This window comes from Dysosmobacter sp. Phy, from assembly GCF_054476235.1.
Window position 1 is genome coordinate 1,122,757 of the sequence record NZ_CM136997.1, and the last position, 16,540, is coordinate 1,139,296.

The following is a 16,540-nucleotide window of genomic DNA, read 5'->3' on the forward strand; positions in this document are numbered from 1 at the left end:
AATACAAATAGTGAAACCCGTTTCCAGCCAATACAAGGAGGTCGGGACCATGAAGCGTACCCTTTGCGCCATTTTATCGGCTGTATTCCTGTCCATGCTGGCAATCCCTTGCGCCGCAGCGGATACAGCCGCTCCCCTCCTGGCGGCGGAGCGGACCTACACCCCCTTTTCCGACATTCCGGCCGGGGCGTGGTACGCGGACGCCGTGAAGCTGTGCTATGAGACCGGCGTCTTTAACGGCACCTCCGACACCGCCTTCTCCCCCCAGGCGGGGCTCACCAATGCCCAGCTGGAGGTGCTGGCCGCCCGGGTAAAGTGGCGGCTGGAGGGAAACACCGGCGACCTGCCCGCCGTAGCGGCGGACACCGGCGCCGTGTCCATCACCCTGCCGGACGGCACTGTCTATGACGCCGCCTCCTTCGTTCAGGTCAACAATACAGGCCTGGGCGGCGCGGCCATCCCCCGGGGCGACTTCATTATCACGCTGGCCGGGGACTATCTGGACGGCAAGTCCCCCGCCTATGTCACAGTGACGGTGGACGGGAGCCTCATCTTCCGGGCCAACCAGGACCGGGGCAACAGCTACGATCCCCTCTTCTATATGTACCGCTACCACATCCAGGAGGCGGACTACGGCGCCCACGACCCCATGGTCCGGATCAACACCTTCTCCGACAGCGACGGCGCCAGCGCCGGCGCCTGGTACTGGAGCGGAGACTGCTATCTGCGCAGCCTCCCCGGCGCCATGGACGCCGCCCTGCCGGACACGCTGACGGAGCAGGCCACCCGCTACGATGCGGCGGCGGTCATGGCCCTCATCGCGGGAGAGGATCTGCTCGCCCCCCTCAGCAGCGCCGTCCCGGCGGATACAGACCGGGCGGATGTAACCGCCCTCTATCAGGCGGGGATCCTGACCGGCACGGACGACCAGGGCACCTTCAACGGCAAGGGCACGCTGACCCGGGCCCAGTTCGCCGTGATCCTGGCCCGGCTGCTGGACCCCGCTCAGCGGGTGTCCGCGGAGGGCTGAGGGTCCAACGGACGCAACACAAAGGAAAGGTAATCGATTTATGTCCAAAAGCAAAGGCTTTATTGCAGAATTCAAGCAGTTCATCGCCCGGGGCAACGTCCTGGACCTGGCGGTGGGCGTCATCATCGGCGGCGCCTTCAGCGCCATCACCAGCTCCCTGGTGAACGACATCATCAACCCCGTCCTGGGCATCTTCGCCGGCGGCAACAGCGCCCTGTCCAACCTGTCCTTCACCGTCCCCGGCGGCGAGGTGATGGTGGGCAGCTTCCTCAACGCCGTGCTAAACTTCCTCATCATGGCCTTCGCCGTGTTCTGCCTGGTGAAAGCGGTCAACAGCCTCCACCGCAAGAAGGAGGCCGCGCCTCCGGCGCCGCCCAAGCCCAGCAATGAGGAAGTGCTGCTGACGGAGATCCGGGACCTTCTGAAGGAGAAAACCTGATGGACGAGATGGAAGTCCTGCTGCGCCGGGGTCTTGGCGACCTGGGGCTGCCGGAGACGGCGGCACCGGCCATGGCCCGGTACGGAGCGCTGCTGCTGGAGACCAACCAGGTCATGAACCTCACCGCCATCACCGATCCGGCGGACGTGGCGGCGCTGCACTTTCTGGACAGCGCGGCATTGCTGACGCTGACGGATTTCAAAGAGAAATCCGTGGCGGATGTGGGCACCGGCGCGGGCTTTCCCGGCCTGCCGCTGAAGATCGCCGAGCCCTCTATCCGCCTGACGCTGCTGGACGCCCAGGGCAAGCGGGTGCGGTTCCTGGAGACGGTGTGCGCCGAGCTGGGCCTCGCGGACGTGGAATGCGTCCACGGCCGGGCAGAGGAATTCGCCGCCGACCGGCGAGAGTCCTTTGATCTGGTCACCTCCCGGGCGGTGGCGGCCCTGCCGGTCCTGGCAGAGCTGTGCCTGCCCCTGGTAAAGGTAGGCGGTGCCTTCCTGGCCATGAAATCCGTGGACAGCGAGGCGGAGCTGGCGGAGGCCAAACGGGCCCTGGAGACCCTGGGCGGCCGGGTGGAGGCCCTGCGGGACTATTGCCTCCCCGGCACCGACGTGCGCCACCGTTTGGTCATCATAAAAAAAATCCGAAAAACCCCGGAAAAATACCCCAGAATATTTGCAAAGATCAAGAAGAATCCCTTATAATAGAAAATACGAAGAAAGTTTGAGAGGAGGGTGCCGCCATGCGGCTGGGACAGTGCATCGCCGTGGTGTCCGGCAAGGGCGGCACCGGCAAGACCTCCTTCGCCGCCGGGGTGGGGACCGCTCTGGCGCTGCGCAAGCAGCGGGTGTTGTGTCTGGACTGCGACACGGCCCTGCGGAACCTGGATCTGGCCCTGGGGCTCAGTGACCGGGCTCTGATGGATTTCTCCGACGTGATCCAGGGCCGCTGCTCTCTGGACGACGCCGTGGCGGAGCACCCCCGGGTACCGGGGCTCCACCTGCTGACGGCACCGGTCCGCATCCAGGGCCGTCCGGTGACGGAGACCCAGATGGCGGACCTGCTGGCGGAGATCCGGAAGCGATACGACTACTGCCTGCTGGACGCGCCGGCGGGCCTGGGGAGCGGCTTTCAGCTGGCGGTGTATGGCGCGGACCGGGCCGTGGTGGTCACCAATCCGGACGCCTCCTCCCTGCGGGACGCCCAGCGGACCGTCATGGAGCTCCACCGCTTCCCCGCCGGGGCGCTGCATCTGGTGGTGAACCGGGTCCGGCAGAAGATGATGCGCCAGCTCCACGCCACCATTGACGACGCCATTGACAAGGCGGGCCTGCCCCTGCTGGGGGTGGTGCCGGAGGACGACGCCCTGCCCCTGTGCCTGGAACGCGGCACGCCATTGCTGCTGGCCGGCGGCTCTCCCGCCGCGGCAGCCTATCAAAATATCGCCAAGCGCATCCAGGGGGAGCGGGTCCCTCTGCTGCGGATCAGATAGAAAGGAGCCCCTGCATGAATATTGCCCTGATGTCTCATGACAATAAGAAGGACTTGATGGTGCAGTTCTGCACCGCTTACGCCGGCATTCTCTCCCGGCATCACCTGTACGCCACCAACACCACCGGCCACATGGTGGCCGACGCCACGGGCCTCAGCGTCCACTGCTTTTTGTCCTATGCCCACGGCGGCAGCCAGCAGATCGGCGCCCGGATCGCCTACAATGAGTTCGATATGGTGCTGTTCTTCAACGATCCCACCAACGAGGCTATGGCCGGGGACGTGTCCTATATCTCCCGCCTGTGCGACCAGAACAACATCCCCTTCGCCAGCAACATCGCCACGGCGGAGATGCTGGTGCTGGGCCTGGCCCGGGGCGATCTGGACTGGCGGTGCATCGTCAACCCCTCCACCAAGCCCATCGCCTGAGCACCTTCCCTGACATCCGCGCGGATGCCGCAGCAGTACTCCAACTTCCCGGCCCCACAGAGAGGGGCGCGGCGCTGAGAGCGCCCCGGCCGGACTGGAGGAAGGACAGCGGCGGAGCGGGGGCGGAGACGCCCACGGCACCCTCCCCGTACCAAAGGAGGCAAAAGGAGGCCCTGCGGGGCCTTGAATTTGGGTGGCACCACGAAGCGAAAGATTCGCTCTCGTCCCAAACCGAGGGGACGAGAGCGTTTATTTTTCCCCGGGCGGCGGTCCGGGACCACTGTTTACGAGATAAAGGAGACATTGCATCATGGCGAAAATGACCCCCCGGACCCTGTCCGGCTTTATGGAGCTGCTGCCGGCGCCCCAGCAGCAGATGGAGCGCATCATGGAGATCCTCCGCCGCACCTACTCCCTCTACGGCTTCACCCCCCTGGACACCCCGGTCATCGAGTCCAGTGAGGTGCTGCTGGCCAAGGGCGGCGGTGAGACGGAAAAGCAGATCTACCGCTTCACCAAGGGCGACGCGGACCTGAGCCTGCGGTTCGACCTGACGGTCCCCCTGGCCAAGTACGTGGCCCTGCACTACAACGACCTGACCTTCCCCTTCCGCCGCTACCAGATCGGCAAGGTCTACCGGGGCGAGCGGGCCCAGCGGGGCCGGTTCCGGGAGTTCTACCAGGCCGACATCGACATTATCGGCGACGGCAAGCTCTCCATCGTCAACGAGGCGGAGATCCCCGCCATCATCTACAAGACATTCTCCGCCCTGGGCCTGAGACGCTTCCAGATCCGGGTCAACAACCGCAAGATCTTGAACGGCTTCTACGCCATGGAGGGCCTGACCGAGCGGTCCGGCGACATCATGCGCACCGTGGACAAGCTGGACAAGATCGGCCCCGAGAAGGTGCGGACCATTCTGGTGGAGGACTGCGGCCTCACCGAGGCCCAGGCCGGGGAGATCCTCCGGTTCATCGCCATCACCGGCACCAACGCCGAGGTCCTCTCCGCCCTGGAGGGCTACCAGGGCCGCAACGAGACCTTTGACCAGGGGCTCAGCGAGCTGAAAACCGTCACATGCTACCTTGCCGACTTCGGCGTCCCGGCGGAGAACTTCGCCGTGGACCTGACCATCGCCCGGGGTCTGGACTACTACACCGGCACCGTCTACGAGACCACGCTGCTGGACCACCCGGAGATCGGCTCCGTCTGCTCCGGCGGCCGGTACGACAACCTGGCCGAATACTACACCGACCGCCAGCTGCCCGGCGCCGGCATCTCCATCGGCCTGACCCGCCTGTTCTACGTCCTGGGCGAGCAGGGCATGCTGAACCCGGACCTGCCCACCGCCCCGGCGGACGTGCTGATCCTGCCCATGACGGAGGACCTGTCCGCCGCCATTTCTCTCGCCACCCTTCTGCGGGAGAACGGCATCCGCACCCAGCTCCACTGCGAGGACAAGAAGTTCAAGCAGAAGATCTCCTACGCCGACAAGCTGGGCATCCCCTACGTGATCTTCCTGGGCGAGGACGAGATCTCCCAGGGCGTGGCCGCCTGCAAGGACATGGCCACCGGCGAGCAGACCAAGCTCTCCCCCGCCGCCACGGTCTACCGCATCAAGGCGGGCCTGGCCGAGCGGGAGAAGGGCGCTGTCATCCTGGAGTGATCCGGGAGGCGGCCCCGCATATCCGGCGGCGGGGCGCAGAGCAGGCTCCGTAAATCTTTACAAATCGTATAATCTGATTGTAAATAAACAAATTGTTATTGATCGGCCTACTTTTCATCTCTCTGGCAGTACGGACACCGGCACCGCCGGACAGAAAGGATAAGTCCTATTTGCAATTTATGATAAAAATATTCCGCACTGGAATATCGTAGGAGCCCATCGCGGGCCTCGGATCCCTGTGTTCCCTGCTGCCCCTGGCGCTGTTGCAGCGCCCCTTTCAGGCTCCGCAGGCAGAAAAGAGCCGGGCCTGTCCGCCGTGGACCAGCGGCTGCCGGACTCCCCTTCCCCCTGTGGAAGTTCTGACGGACACCGCTCCCAAATGGGAGACATGATAGGAAAGGAAGCATGGTCATGTTCACAACACACACCCGCGCCAAGCCCCGCTGGACCGCCCTTTTCCTGGCTCTGGTCCTGGCCCTGTCCCTGACCCTCCCCGCCGCCGCGGCGGAGACGCAGCCGCTGCTGCCGGATGCCCGGACCTACACCGGTCAGTTCGCGGACCTGGAGGGCGCCTGGTGCCGGGAGGAGGCCATCGCCGTCTATGAGACCGGCCTGATGAACGGCAGGACCGACACCCGCTTCGACATCCAGGGCAGCCTGACCTACGCTCAGATCACCGTGATCGCCGCCCGGCTCCAGGACCTGCTTGCCGGCGGAAACGGCGACCTGGGCCCCGCGGCCTCCGGCGAGGCCTGGTATCAGCCCGCCGTGGACGCCCTGACCGCCTCCGTGGAGGAGAGCGACGGCGAGGCGGCGGCGTATCTGCTGGACGATCTCACATATCTGGACTTCCGCGCGGATGAGCCCTGCGACCGATATGACTTCGTGTGGTATCTGGCGGCGGTGCTGCCGGAGGAGGCCCTGGCCCCCATCAACGACATCGACTCCCTGCCGGACACCTCCGACAGCGACATCCTCCGCTTCTACCGGGCGGGCATCCTCACCGGCAGCGACAGCGAAGGCACCTTCAACGGCCTGGACCTTATCAACCGGGGCCAGGCGGCGGCCATGCTGGCCCGGATCGCGGACCCGGCCAAACGGATGTCCTTCACCCTGACGGTGCCCAGCTACGCCCGGGAGATCCTGGGCGTGGAACCCGACACGGTGATGCTGACGGCGGACGGCTACGACATCACCGCCGAAGCCTATCTCTACTTCCTGGCGCTGAACATCTCGGCCATGGAGGCGGAGCAGGCCTACGGCTATTACGACACCTACCAGGAATACTATGAGGACTACTGGATGGACGAGGACTTCGACGGGGACTTCGCCGACTACCTCCTGGAGGTCCACGGCATCGACGTCAGCGCCCCGGTGGACTGGGATGCTCCGGACAAGGGCGGCATGACCCCGGCCCAGAAGGTCCTCCAGGACACCCGGGCGGACGCGGAGGAGCTGGCGGCGCTGATGAGCCGCCAGAGCCAGTACCCCCTCACCGCCCAGCAGAAGACCCAGATCGAAGAGGACCTGGAGGCCTACGGCGCCCCCTACGGCTTCTCCGCGGACTTTGCCCGGGAGATCCTGACCGCCGCGGCCCTGGGGGAGAACCTCTCGGTCCAGAGCCACCTGGCCTCTTCTGAGCTCAGCAGCCTCCTGGCCGACGAGGGCTACCTCTACGGCCAGTATGTGACCATCTACCGGGGCGAGGAGGGCTACCACGCCAGCGACGCGGAGGCCAAGGCCGCCGCTGAGGAGGTCCGGCAGAAGCTCTCCGCCCACCTGGACGACCCGGAGTATCTGGAGTTCCTCATCTGGAAATACAGCGAGGATTACGCCACCGCCCCGGAGCTGCTGCCCATCAGCGCCCTGTCCAACAGCAATTTCCAGACCCTGAAGGCCCTGCCTGTGGGCCGGGTCTCCCCGGTGCTGGAGGAGGAGAACTGCTACATGGTGGTCATCAAGCTGGACCCGGCGGAGGACGCCGACCTGATGGACACCGTGGGCTCCCTGGCGGCCCAGGCCCAGCTGACCCAGTGGGCGGAGGCGGCCAAGGCCGTGCTCTCCCCCGCCTGTGAGGCCCTGGACGTGGCGGCCATCGCCCAGGCACTGTCTGAATAACCAAGCGCACAAACTTCTCAGTTTCAACAGATAGAAAGGAAATTTCGACCATGATGCAGAATCGTACCCATACCTGCGGAGAGCTGCGCCTTTCCGACGCCGGCAAGCAGGTGAAGATCGTCGGCTGGATGGAGAACGTCCGGACCGTCAGCGCCGCCCTGGCCTTCGTGGTGGTCCGGGACTTCTACGGCACCACCCAGGTGGTGGCGGAGACCGAGGAGATGGTGAACACCTTCAAGGCCATCAACAAGGAGTCCACCATCTCCGTGGAGGGCACCGTCCGGGAGCGGGACAGCAAGTCCAGCAAGATGGCCACCGGCGACATTGAGATCGTTCCCGCCAAGGTGGAGGTCCTGGGCCGCTGCGTCCACAACGAGCTGCCCTTCCAGATCAACCGCAGCCGGGAGGCCGACGAGGCCCAGCGGCTGAAATACCGCTACCTGGACCTGCGGAACCCGGAGGTCAAGAAGAACATCATCCTGCGCTGCAACGTGGTCTCCGCCCTGCGCCAGGCCATGACGGAGCACGGCTTCCTGGAGATTACCACCCCCATCCTCACCGCCTCCTCTCCCGAGGGCGCCCGGGACTACCTGGTGCCCGCCCGGAACCACCCCGGCAAGTTCTACGCCCTGCCCCAGGCCCCCCAGCAGTTCAAGCAGCTGCTGATGACCTCCGGCTTCGACCGCTATTTCCAGATCGCCCCCTGCTTCCGGGACGAGGACGCCCGGGCGGACCGCTCCCCCGGCGAGTTCTATCAGCTGGATATGGAGATGGCCTTCGCCTCCCAGGACGACGTGTTCGCCGTGCTGGAGGACGTGCTGCCGCCCATCTTCGCCAAGTACGGCAAGTACGACCGGGCCAGCGGCGCCCCCTTCCTGCGCATCCCCTACACCGAGGCCATGGAGAAATACGGCTCCGACAAGCCGGACCTGCGCATCGACCTGACCGTGCAGGACGCAACGGAGGTCCTCTCCGGCTGCGGCTTCGGTCCCTTTGAGGGCAGCCGGGTCAAGGCCGTGGTGGTCAGCGACTTCCACGAGACCCGCAAGTTCATCGACAAGACCCTGGCGGATGTGGAGGTCGTCTCCGGCGGCAAGCCCTACTGGTTCCGCCTGGACGAGAACGGCGAGATCGTGGGCGGTATCGCCAAGTTCGTCGCCCCCATCAAGGACGCCGTGGTGTCCGCCCTGAACCTGAAGCCCAATGACTTCGTGGCTCTCTCCGCCGGCAAGCTGAGCCAGGCCCAAAAGACCGCCGGCGTGCTGGTCAAGACCCTGGGCGCCGCCGTTCCCGGCCACATGGACAAGGAGCAGTACGCCTTCTGCTGGATCGTGGACTTCCCCATGTACGAGATCGGCGAGGAGAGCGGCGAGCTGGAGTTCTGCCACAACCCCTTCTCCATGCCCTCCGGCGGGCTGGAGGTGCTGCTGAAGGCCGAGCGGGGCGAGATCGACCCCCTGACCATCACCGCCGACCAGTACGACCTGGTGTGCAACGGCGTGGAGCTCTCCTCCGGCGCCGTGCGGAACCACGACCCGGAAATCATGATCAAGGCCTTTGAGATGGTGCGTCTCGGCGAGGCCGACGTGAAGGCCAAGTTCCCCGCCATGTACAACGCCTTCACCTACGGCGCGCCGCCCCACGCGGGCATCGCCCCGGGCGTGGACCGGATGGTCATGCTGCTGGCCGGCGAGGACTCCATCCGGGAGATCATCCCCTTCCCCATGAACAAGAACGCCCAGGACGTGATGATGGACGCGCCGTCCGCCGTCACCCAGAAGCAGTTGGACGAGCTGCATATCGCCCTGGTGAAGCCCCAGGAGTAAACAGCAAAACAAGGAGAGCCGGACATTACGTCCGGCTCTCTTTTTGTTCTTGGTCCGCTTCCCGCAGAATTTCTTCTTCACAGCTTTGCTGCGCCTCCACCAAAATCCGTATGGATTTCTCCGTGGCCCGCATCAGCTGTAAATAGAGTTCCTTATAATCGGGCATTCCATCACCTCCGCTTTCATAATAGGTCAAAATCACCCTATTTTCAATAGGTCATACGGGCATAATTTCCTTGAGGTGATGGTATGACCCCCATGCGGAAGCTCCGAAAGGAGAGGAAATACTCCCAGGTGAAGATGCAGATGCTCACCGGCATCGATCAGAGCGACTACTCCAAGATCGAGACCGGGAAACGGAACATGACCTTTGAACAGTGCCGGCGGATCGCCCTGGCGCTGGAGACCAGCATGGACTACCTGGCGGGGCTGACCGACGAGGCCGCTCCTTATCCCAGAAAGAACTGACATCCCGCCGGGGGCGCGGGTCCCCGCGGAGGATGCGCCCCCCATTCTCTTTTGTCTTGACAAAAGAGAATGCGCCGCGCCCGGTGGAAGAGAAAACCGCTTTGACGAACAGGAGGACCCGTTTCCGGGTCCTCCTGTTCGTGTGCACGGGAGTCGTGCGAGTCGGCCCGGCGGGCGCCGGCGGCCCCGTCGTCCCTGCGCCGCACTCTGACAGCCGAAGAGGCTGGTCCCCGCATAGCAGCCCTAGGTGGGTAGACGGGGAGCGAAACCGAATTGGCGTATTTCTACTCCCGCGCTTTCCGCTTTACCCGCAAGGGGTACGCCGCATCCGTAAGGCAGCAGAGCTGCCTACGGCTGCGCAGCTGCTGCGCGCTGCCGCGGCGGTCACTGTGGGTGCCCCCTCAGACCGTAGGGGCGGATCCTGATCCGCCCGCCGCTTTCCCGGCATCTGAAAGCCTTCCCCCGGGGGGGAAGGTGGCATTTGCGCAGAAAATGACGGATGAGGGGGCCCCTCCCGCGGGCCGATCCGGGCCTCACAGCGCCTCCCGGTCCAGACGGGAAAAGGGCGCCGGGGACAGGCCCCGCAGGCGGCTGAGATATCCGACCGCGGCGGCGCTGGTGTGGGCCGCCTCCCTGCGGACCGTGTCCAGGGCCCAGGGCAGCCGGTCGGGCCGTCCGTCCCGGCGGGGCAGGTCGTCCCCGGGCAGGGGCCTCCCGCCGGGGAAGCGATAGCCCCGGCGGCGGAGCAGGTCCAGCAGTTCCAGCTGCTCCCGGTCTGTGGCACAGGTGACGTAAAGATCGGTTTTCATATGGTTCGCACCTCCTGAATTTCCACAGAAAGCGCGAAAAAATCGCCCCCATCGTCCGATGGGCGCGGAATCGGTTCGTCCCATCGATCAAGCCTTAGCACCTTACCTCCCGGCAGGTTGCTGTGCGGTCAACGAGCTTGTCTCTCGCGCACTCTCTATGGTAGGACGATTGTACCACGGGGCGGCGCGGTCCGCAAGAGAAATGGCCCCTCCAAAAGAGACGGTGGAGTTTCCCCGCCAATCATGGTATACTGGTGAAAACTTTCCCGGGAGGTGCGTCCCATGAAACGCCTTTTCGCCGCGGCCCTGGCCGCGCTGTCCCTGCTGTCTCTGACCGCCTGCGCCTCTTCCGATGAGCCGGAGCAGGCGCCGGAGGCGCCGCCCGCCGCCGAGGAGCCGGAGGTCCCCGAGCCGGAGCCCACGCCGGAGGAGCTGGCGGCGGCGGAGATCGAGGACCTGCTGGCCTCCTTGACGTTGGATCAGAAGGTGGGGCAGCTGTTCTTCGTCCGCTGTCCTGACAGCGGCGCCGCGGAGGATGTGAGCGCCTACCACCTGGGCGGCTACGTCCTCTTTGGCCGGGATTTCCAGGACGCTGCCGGCGCCTGGCTCACCAGAGAGCAGTTCACTGCCGCCGTCCAGAGCTACCAGGACGCCGCCGCGGCCGACACCGGCATTCCCCTGCTGATCGGCTCCGACGAGGAGGGCGGTACCGTCACCCGGGCCAGCCGGAACCCCAATCTCTTCGAAAAGCCCTTCTCCTCGCCCCAGAAGCTGGCGGCCCAGGCCACGGAGCACGGCAGCATCTTCTCCGAGGACGCCTGGGAGAAAAGCAGCGCCCTGCTGGCCCTGGGCATCAACGTGAACCTGGCCCCGGTGGCGGATGTGTCCACCGACCCCGCCGACTTCATCTACGACCGGGCTCTGGGACAGGATGCCGCCGCCACGGCGGACTATGTGGCGCAGGTGGTCACCGCCATGCGGGAGAGCGGGATCGGCAGCGTCCTCAAGCACTTCCCCGGCTACGGCAGCAACGCCGACACCCACACCGGCATCGCCCTGGACCAGCGGAGCCTGGAGACCTTCCGCCAGAGCGACTTCCTGCCCTTCGCCGCCGGCATCGAGGCCGGGGCGGGCACCACCGCCGTGCTGGTGAGCCACAACATCATGGCGGCCGTGGACCCGGACCTGCCCGCCTCCCTGTCCCCGGCGGTCCATGACCTGCTCCGGGAGGAGCTGGGCTTTACCGGCGTGGCCATGACCGACGACCTGGCCATGGACGCCGTGGCCGCCTACGCCCAGGACGGCGCCGTGGCAGTGATGGCCCTGGAGGCCGGGAATGATCTCATTATCACCACCGACTACCGCACCCAGATCCCCAAGGTCCTGGAGGCGGTGGAAAACGGCACCCTCTCCATGGACACCATCGACACCGCCTGCCGCCGGGTGCTGACCTGGAAACAAGCGCTGGGCCTGCTGTGAAAGCGGAACCCCCTGTTTTTCGTCCCTGTTTTGAAACCTGCTGTTGAAAACCAGACGAAAAGGAGGTCCCCATGAAACGCAAACTGCGGACACTGACCCTGGCGGCCCTGGCCGCGTGCCTTTTGACCGTCACCGCCCTGGCGGACACGGGGCCCAAGCCCATGCTGACGGTGAAGGTGGCCAACGCCCCGGAGGGGCTTTACTACCTGGACCTGCTGGAGCCCGACATGGCCGGCGGCGCCTCTTATGACAACAGCCGCCGGGAGGACGAGGACCAGCCCCTGGACCCGGCTCTGACGGAGGCTCTGCTCTCCGCCGTGCCGGAGGGCTGGCACGCCTGCACCCTGGACCACACCAACGGCGCCCCCATCTGGGGCGATCTCATGGGGGAGGACGCCGGTGAGGGCCTCCGGCTCCACACCTTCAGCTACCTGGGCGTGCCGGATACCTACCGCATCCTCATCGCCGAAGAGGACGGCAGCACTTGGGTCTCGGACGTGCTGGAGCGGACCAGTCTCCAGTCCTCCGTCACTGTGGACTATGGGGCGAAAACCGTGACGGTGCCGCCGGTATGGAGGGCCTACGCCGTGCAGCTGCTCACCACCCTTTTGACCACGCTGGTCATCGAGGGCCTTTTGCTGGCGCTATTCGGCTTCGGGCGGCAGAGGCGGAACTGGCTGGTATTTTTGCTGGTAAACCTGGTGACCCAGGGCGGGCTCGCTCTCTGGACCGCCCGCACCTGTTTGCTCCACGGCCTGGGCGCCTGGTCCGTCCTGGCCCTTCTCCCGGCGGAGCTGGTAATCTTCCCGGCGGAGATGGCCGCCTACGCCCTGCTGCTGCGGGGACAGCCCCGGTCCCGCTCCGCCGCTTACGGCTTTTTGGCCAACCTCTTCTCCGCCGTGCTGGGCCTCCTCGCCATCGAGCCGGTCTGGACCTTCATCCAATCCATCCTGTAAACGAAAGGGAGTTTTCCACATGGAAACGGAAAAGCTATACTACGCCGACGCCTTTATGCGGACATTCACCGCCACGGTCCTGACCTGTGAGCCGGGCAAAGGCGGGTATCTGGTGACGCTGAACCGGACCGCCTTCTACCCCGAGGGCGGCGGCCAGCCGGCCGACCACGGCACGCTGAACGGCGCCGCCGTCACCGATGTCCACGAAAAGGACGGCGTCGTTGTCCACACTGTCGAAAAGGCGGTGGAAATTGGCGAAAATGTGACCGGCGCCATCGACTGGGCCCGGCGGTTCGACCACATGCAGCAGCACTCCGGGGAGCACATCCTCTCCGGCATCCTCTGCCATGACTACCACTGCGACAACGTGGGCTTCCACCTGGGGGCCGACACGGTGACCATCGACTACAACGCCGACATCACCTGGGAGCAGGCCCTGGACGCCGAGCGGAAGGCCAACGAGGTGATCTGGGCCGACGCCCCCGTGGAGATCACGTTCCCCTCCCCGGCGGAGCTGGAGGAGCTGGACTACCGCAGCAAAAAGGCCCTGACGGGCCAGGTCCGCATCGTCACCTTCCCGGCGGCGGACTGCTGCGCCTGCTGCGGCACCCACGTGCTGCGCGCCGGACAGGTGGGGCTTGTGAAAGTCCTCTCCTGCCAGAAGTTCCGGGAGGGCGTCCGCATGGAGATCCTCTGCGGCGGGCGGGCCCTTGCCTATCTCGGCCGCGTCTACGACCAGGCCCGGTCCGTGGGCCAGCATCTCAGCGTAAAGCCCGACGCCATCCTCCCCGCCCTGGAGCGGCTGGAGGAGGAGCAGGCGGCCCTGAAGGCCCGGGAGGCCGCCATGGAGGACCAGCTCTTCCGCCGCATCGCCGCCGAGCACGCCGGGGAAACAGACGCCCTGGTGTTCCAGCCGGCCCTGCGGCCCGACAGCGTGCGCCGTCTGGCAGACGCCCTGGGCCACGCCTGCACGGGCCTTGCGGCGGTGTTTGCCGGGGAGGACGGACACCGGAACTACGCCCTGCTCCGCGCCGACGGCGCCGACATCGCCCCGCTGGTGAAGGCCCTGAACGGGGCCCTCCAAGGCCGGGGCGGCGGCCGAGGCGGCTTCGCCCAGGGCAGTGTCCAGGCGGACGAGGCGTCGATCCGGGCTTTTTTCAACAATTTGGACTGAAAGGTGGAGACCCATGCGCTATATCATGCTGGAATACGCGGAGCCCCAGGAGGACGAGGCTCAGCGGGTGTACTCGGAGCTGGACCGGGAGAACAGGGAGACCCGGCGGGTGGAGCTGTACCCCGGCGGGCTGTGGTTCGCCTACGGCGACGAGCACGGCCGGGAGGAGGCGCTGAACCCCACCCCCTTCCCCGACGACATCCGGGAGCTGAACGTCCCGGGCCAGGTGACCGCCCGGACCATCGCCCCGGGGATCTTCCGGGAGGTCTGGGACCAGGCGGCGGAGCGGCCCGACGGCTTCATGGGCATGTTCTTCTGAGGGCGGCGCCATGGACCAACACAGCATCTTCCTTGCGGGCGGCTGCTTCTGGGGCATGGAGGCCCTGTACCGCGCCCTGCCCGGCGTCACCGGCGTCCGCTGCGGCTACGCCAACGGCGACAGCCCGGACCACGCCAACTACGACTCCGTCTGCACCGGCATCACCGGCTTCCGGGAGGCGGTGGAGGTGACCTGGGACCCCTCCCGCACCTGCCTGGAGGCGCTGCTCTTCGCCTTTTTCGCCGTGGTGGACGTGGAACTGCCCAACCGCCAGGGGGCCGACATCGGCACCCAGTACCAGAGCGGCATCTACTGGACCCACCCGGACCAGGAGGCCGCCGTCCGGGCCGCCGCGGCCCTGGAGGCGGCGGCGGTGCCCTTTTTCGCCGTGGAGCTCAAGCCCCTGGAGAACTTCTTCCCGGCGGAGGAATATCACCAGCGGTACCTGGAAAAGCACCCCCGGGGCTACTGCCACATCTCCCCGGTCCGGCGGGCAGCGGTGGCCGCCTATCCCTTCCGGCGGGAGAACTACACCCGCCCGGCCCGGCAGCTGCTTGCCCAGTTCATGGACGGATAAAATAAGGCGCGGCCCAATGGGCCGCGCCTTTTGCTGTGGAAAAAGCCTCGCAGAGTTCCGCCGTCCGCAGACGGCGGAATCCAATCCAATACCGTCATTTCCGAGGACATGCGCCTCGGAAATGACACTTCTCATGACGGATGGGGTGACAATTTCCAAAGAAATCGAACCCCGTCCGTCATGCAGCCCTCTATCGCAAAAGGCCCAAGGGCCTTTTGCGACATACTCACACGATCAGGAAGAACTTCACCAGGAACAGCGCGGAGATCACATAGGTCAGGACGGAGACGTCCTTGGCCTTGCCGGTAAAGACCTTGATGACGGTGTAGGAGATCAGGCCGATGCCGATGGCGTGGCCGATGGAGCTGGAGATGGGCATGGCGATCAGCATGAGGGACACGGGGACCATCTGATCCAGGTCGTCGAAGTTGACGTTCTTCAATCCCATCAGCATCAGCACGCCCACATAGATCAGCGCCGCAGAGGTGGCCGCCGCGGGGATGATGGCGGCGATGGGGGCGATGAAGATGCAGGCCAGGAACAGCACGCCGGTGGTCAGGGCGGTGAGGCCCGTGCGGCCGCCGGCCTCCACGCCGGAGGCGGACTCCACGAAGGTGGTGACGGTGGAGGTGCCGGTGCAGGCGCCGGCCACGGTGCCGATGGCGTCGGAGATCAGGGCCTCCTTCATGTTGGGCATGTTGCCGTCCTTATCCACCATGCCGGCCCGGGAGGCGGTGCCCACCAGGGTGCCGATGGTGTCGAACATATCGATCATGCAGAAGGTGATGATCAGCGTCACGGCGGTGAACCAGCCGATCTGCAAAAAGCCCTCAAAGTTGAACTTGAAGAAGGTGGTCTCCATCATGTCGGCGAAGGGCGGCACGAAGGAGGCGGTGGCCAGGGACGCAAAGGGATTCACGCCCAGCACCACGAAGTCACCGATCCAGTAGATGATGGACGCCACCAGCATGCCCAGCAGCACGGCCGCCTTGACGCCCTTCTTGGCCAGGATCACGATGACAAACAGGCCGATGAACATGGTCACCACGGTCAGCACCATGGTGGAGTAGCCGCTGCCCATGGTGGTCTGCGCCACGCTGGGCGTCAGGGCGCCGAAGAAGTCCCGCATCACGTAGAAGGGGCCGCCGGTCTCGGAGTACACGCCCACGTTGGACCCCAGGCCAATGTTCATCAGCATAAGGCCGATGGCCGGGGCAATGCCCAGGCGCACGCCCAGAGGAATGGCCTCCACGATCTTCTCGCGGATGTTCAGCACGGAGAGGATCAGAAACACGATGCCCTCCAGCAGAATGATGACCAGGGCCGCCTGGAAGGAGGCCACATAGCTCATGCCAGTCAGGGCGGCGATGTTGGACGCCACCACGGCGAAGAAGCTGTTGAGGCCCATGCCGGGGGCCAGGGCAAAGGGCTTGTTGGCCAGGAACGCCATGCAGAACATAGCCAGGGCCGAGGCGATGCAGGTGGCCAGGAACACGCCGTTCCAAAGGGCGGAGCCGGTGTCGAAGTTGGTGAGAAGGTTGGGGTTGAGTGCGATGATGTACGCCATGGTCATGAAGGTGGTCAGGCCTGCCAGGATCTCTGTGCGGACGGTGGTGCCGTTCTTTTGCAGCTGAAAGATCTTTTCCATGTTTTACTCCCTCTTTTTTCTCAATGCAGATTGGTCAACCTTTGTATATGTGGACAAATCCTGTCTTTACATCATAGCCGATATTTGGTTATTTTGCAATATTCTCTCAAA

At 65.2% G+C, this 16,540-nt stretch carries 17 protein-coding genes and 1 riboswitch; of the genes, 14 read left to right on the forward strand and 3 right to left on the reverse strand.

Going from position 1 to position 16,540, the window contains the following annotated elements; all coding sequences use genetic code 11:
* Positions 1-49 precede the first annotated feature (49 nt).
* The 8 genes from ACVDHE_RS05515 (at position 50) to aspS (ending at position 8,999) form a co-directional block, all read left to right on the forward strand.
* Positions 50-1,030, forward strand: a complete 981-nt coding sequence (locus tag ACVDHE_RS05515) for an S-layer homology domain-containing protein (protein ID WP_458885874.1) — start codon at positions 50-52, stop codon at positions 1,028-1,030.
* 40 nt (positions 1,031-1,070) lie between these two features.
* The gene (gene mscL, locus ACVDHE_RS05520; protein WP_458885875.1) at positions 1,071-1,469 is read left to right on the forward strand and encodes a large-conductance mechanosensitive channel protein MscL; all 399 of its coding nucleotides are present in this window, start codon (positions 1,071-1,073) and stop codon (positions 1,467-1,469) included.
* Entirely contained in the window at positions 1,469-2,173 is a 705-nt protein-coding gene (gene rsmG, locus ACVDHE_RS05525; protein WP_325224709.1) for a 16S rRNA (guanine(527)-N(7))-methyltransferase RsmG, read from the forward strand. Before mscL ends, rsmG begins: the two co-directional genes overlap by 1 nt.
* 38 nt (positions 2,174-2,211) lie before the next feature.
* Positions 2,212-2,961, forward strand: coding sequence for a septum site-determining protein MinD (gene minD, locus ACVDHE_RS05530; RefSeq protein WP_325224711.1), 750 nt, complete (start codon positions 2,212-2,214; stop codon positions 2,959-2,961).
* Positions 2,962-2,975: 14 nt separating this feature from the next.
* The gene (locus tag ACVDHE_RS05535) at positions 2,976-3,389 is read left to right on the forward strand and encodes a methylglyoxal synthase (RefSeq protein WP_213037194.1); all 414 of its coding nucleotides are present in this window, start codon (positions 2,976-2,978) and stop codon (positions 3,387-3,389) included.
* Between the two features lie 310 nt (positions 3,390-3,699).
* Positions 3,700-5,055 (forward strand): histidine--tRNA ligase, encoded by a 1,356-nt coding sequence (gene hisS / locus ACVDHE_RS05540; protein ID WP_418726040.1) that lies wholly within the window; start codon positions 3,700-3,702, stop codon positions 5,053-5,055.
* A 411-nt stretch (positions 5,056-5,466) separates the two neighbouring features.
* Positions 5,467-7,173: an S-layer homology domain-containing protein gene (locus ACVDHE_RS05545; RefSeq protein WP_458885876.1), complete on the forward strand. Its 1,707-nt coding sequence runs from the start codon at positions 5,467-5,469 to the stop codon at positions 7,171-7,173.
* A 50-nt stretch (positions 7,174-7,223) separates the two neighbouring features.
* Positions 7,224-8,999: an aspartate--tRNA ligase gene (gene aspS, locus ACVDHE_RS05550; RefSeq protein WP_458885877.1), complete on the forward strand. Its 1,776-nt coding sequence runs from the start codon at positions 7,224-7,226 to the stop codon at positions 8,997-8,999.
* 25 nt (positions 9,000-9,024) lie between these two features.
* Here the strand turns inward: aspS and ACVDHE_RS05555 are convergent, their stop codons facing one another.
* Positions 9,025-9,195: a hypothetical protein gene (locus ACVDHE_RS05555; RefSeq protein WP_213039945.1), complete on the reverse strand. Its 171-nt coding sequence runs from the start codon at positions 9,193-9,195 to the stop codon at positions 9,025-9,027.
* 53 nt (positions 9,196-9,248) lie between these two features.
* On the opposite strand from ACVDHE_RS05555, the gene ACVDHE_RS05560 reads away from it, so the two are divergent.
* The gene (locus ACVDHE_RS05560) at positions 9,249-9,467 is read left to right on the forward strand and encodes a helix-turn-helix domain-containing protein (protein ID WP_213037198.1); all 219 of its coding nucleotides are present in this window, start codon (positions 9,249-9,251) and stop codon (positions 9,465-9,467) included.
* Positions 9,468-10,000: 533 nt separating this feature from the next.
* Here the strand turns inward: ACVDHE_RS05560 and ACVDHE_RS05565 are convergent.
* Positions 10,001-10,276: a hypothetical protein gene (locus ACVDHE_RS05565; RefSeq protein WP_458885878.1), complete on the reverse strand. Its 276-nt coding sequence runs from the start codon at positions 10,274-10,276 to the stop codon at positions 10,001-10,003.
* 45 nt (positions 10,277-10,321) lie between these two features.
* A riboswitch (SAM riboswitch) is annotated at positions 10,322-10,440 on the reverse strand.
* A 118-nt stretch (positions 10,441-10,558) separates the two neighbouring features.
* Here ACVDHE_RS05565 and ACVDHE_RS05570 point away from each other — a divergent pair.
* The 5 genes from ACVDHE_RS05570 to msrA all read left to right on the forward strand — a co-directional run bounded on the left by ACVDHE_RS05570 (position 10,559) and on the right by msrA (position 14,781).
* On the forward strand, positions 10,559-11,755 hold the full coding sequence (locus ACVDHE_RS05570; RefSeq protein ID WP_458885879.1) for a glycoside hydrolase family 3 N-terminal domain-containing protein: 1,197 nt from the start codon (positions 10,559-10,561) through the stop codon (positions 11,753-11,755).
* A 71-nt stretch (positions 11,756-11,826) separates the two neighbouring features.
* On the forward strand, positions 11,827-12,711 hold the full coding sequence (locus ACVDHE_RS05575) for a hypothetical protein (RefSeq protein WP_458885880.1): 885 nt from the start codon (positions 11,827-11,829) through the stop codon (positions 12,709-12,711).
* A gap of 19 nt (positions 12,712-12,730) precedes the next feature.
* Positions 12,731-13,885, forward strand: a complete 1,155-nt coding sequence (locus tag ACVDHE_RS05580) for an alanyl-tRNA editing protein (protein ID WP_458885881.1) — start codon at positions 12,731-12,733, stop codon at positions 13,883-13,885.
* Positions 13,886-13,898: 13 nt separating this feature from the next.
* Complete coding sequence (locus ACVDHE_RS05585) at positions 13,899-14,204, forward strand: DUF6881 domain-containing protein (RefSeq protein WP_458885882.1); 306 nt, start codon at positions 13,899-13,901, stop codon at positions 14,202-14,204.
* A gap of 10 nt (positions 14,205-14,214) precedes the next feature.
* Positions 14,215-14,781 carry a peptide-methionine (S)-S-oxide reductase MsrA gene (gene msrA, locus ACVDHE_RS05590; protein ID WP_458885883.1) on the forward strand — a complete coding sequence of 189 codons (567 nt, stop codon included), beginning with the start codon at positions 14,215-14,217 and terminating at the stop codon, positions 14,779-14,781.
* 226 nt (positions 14,782-15,007) lie between these two features.
* Here msrA and ACVDHE_RS05595 read toward each other — a convergent pair whose 3' ends face one another.
* Positions 15,008-16,429 carry an NCS2 family permease gene (locus ACVDHE_RS05595; RefSeq protein ID WP_458885884.1) on the reverse strand — a complete coding sequence of 474 codons (1,422 nt, stop codon included), beginning with the start codon at positions 16,427-16,429 and terminating at the stop codon, positions 15,008-15,010.
* Between the last annotated feature and the right edge of the window lie 111 nt (positions 16,430-16,540).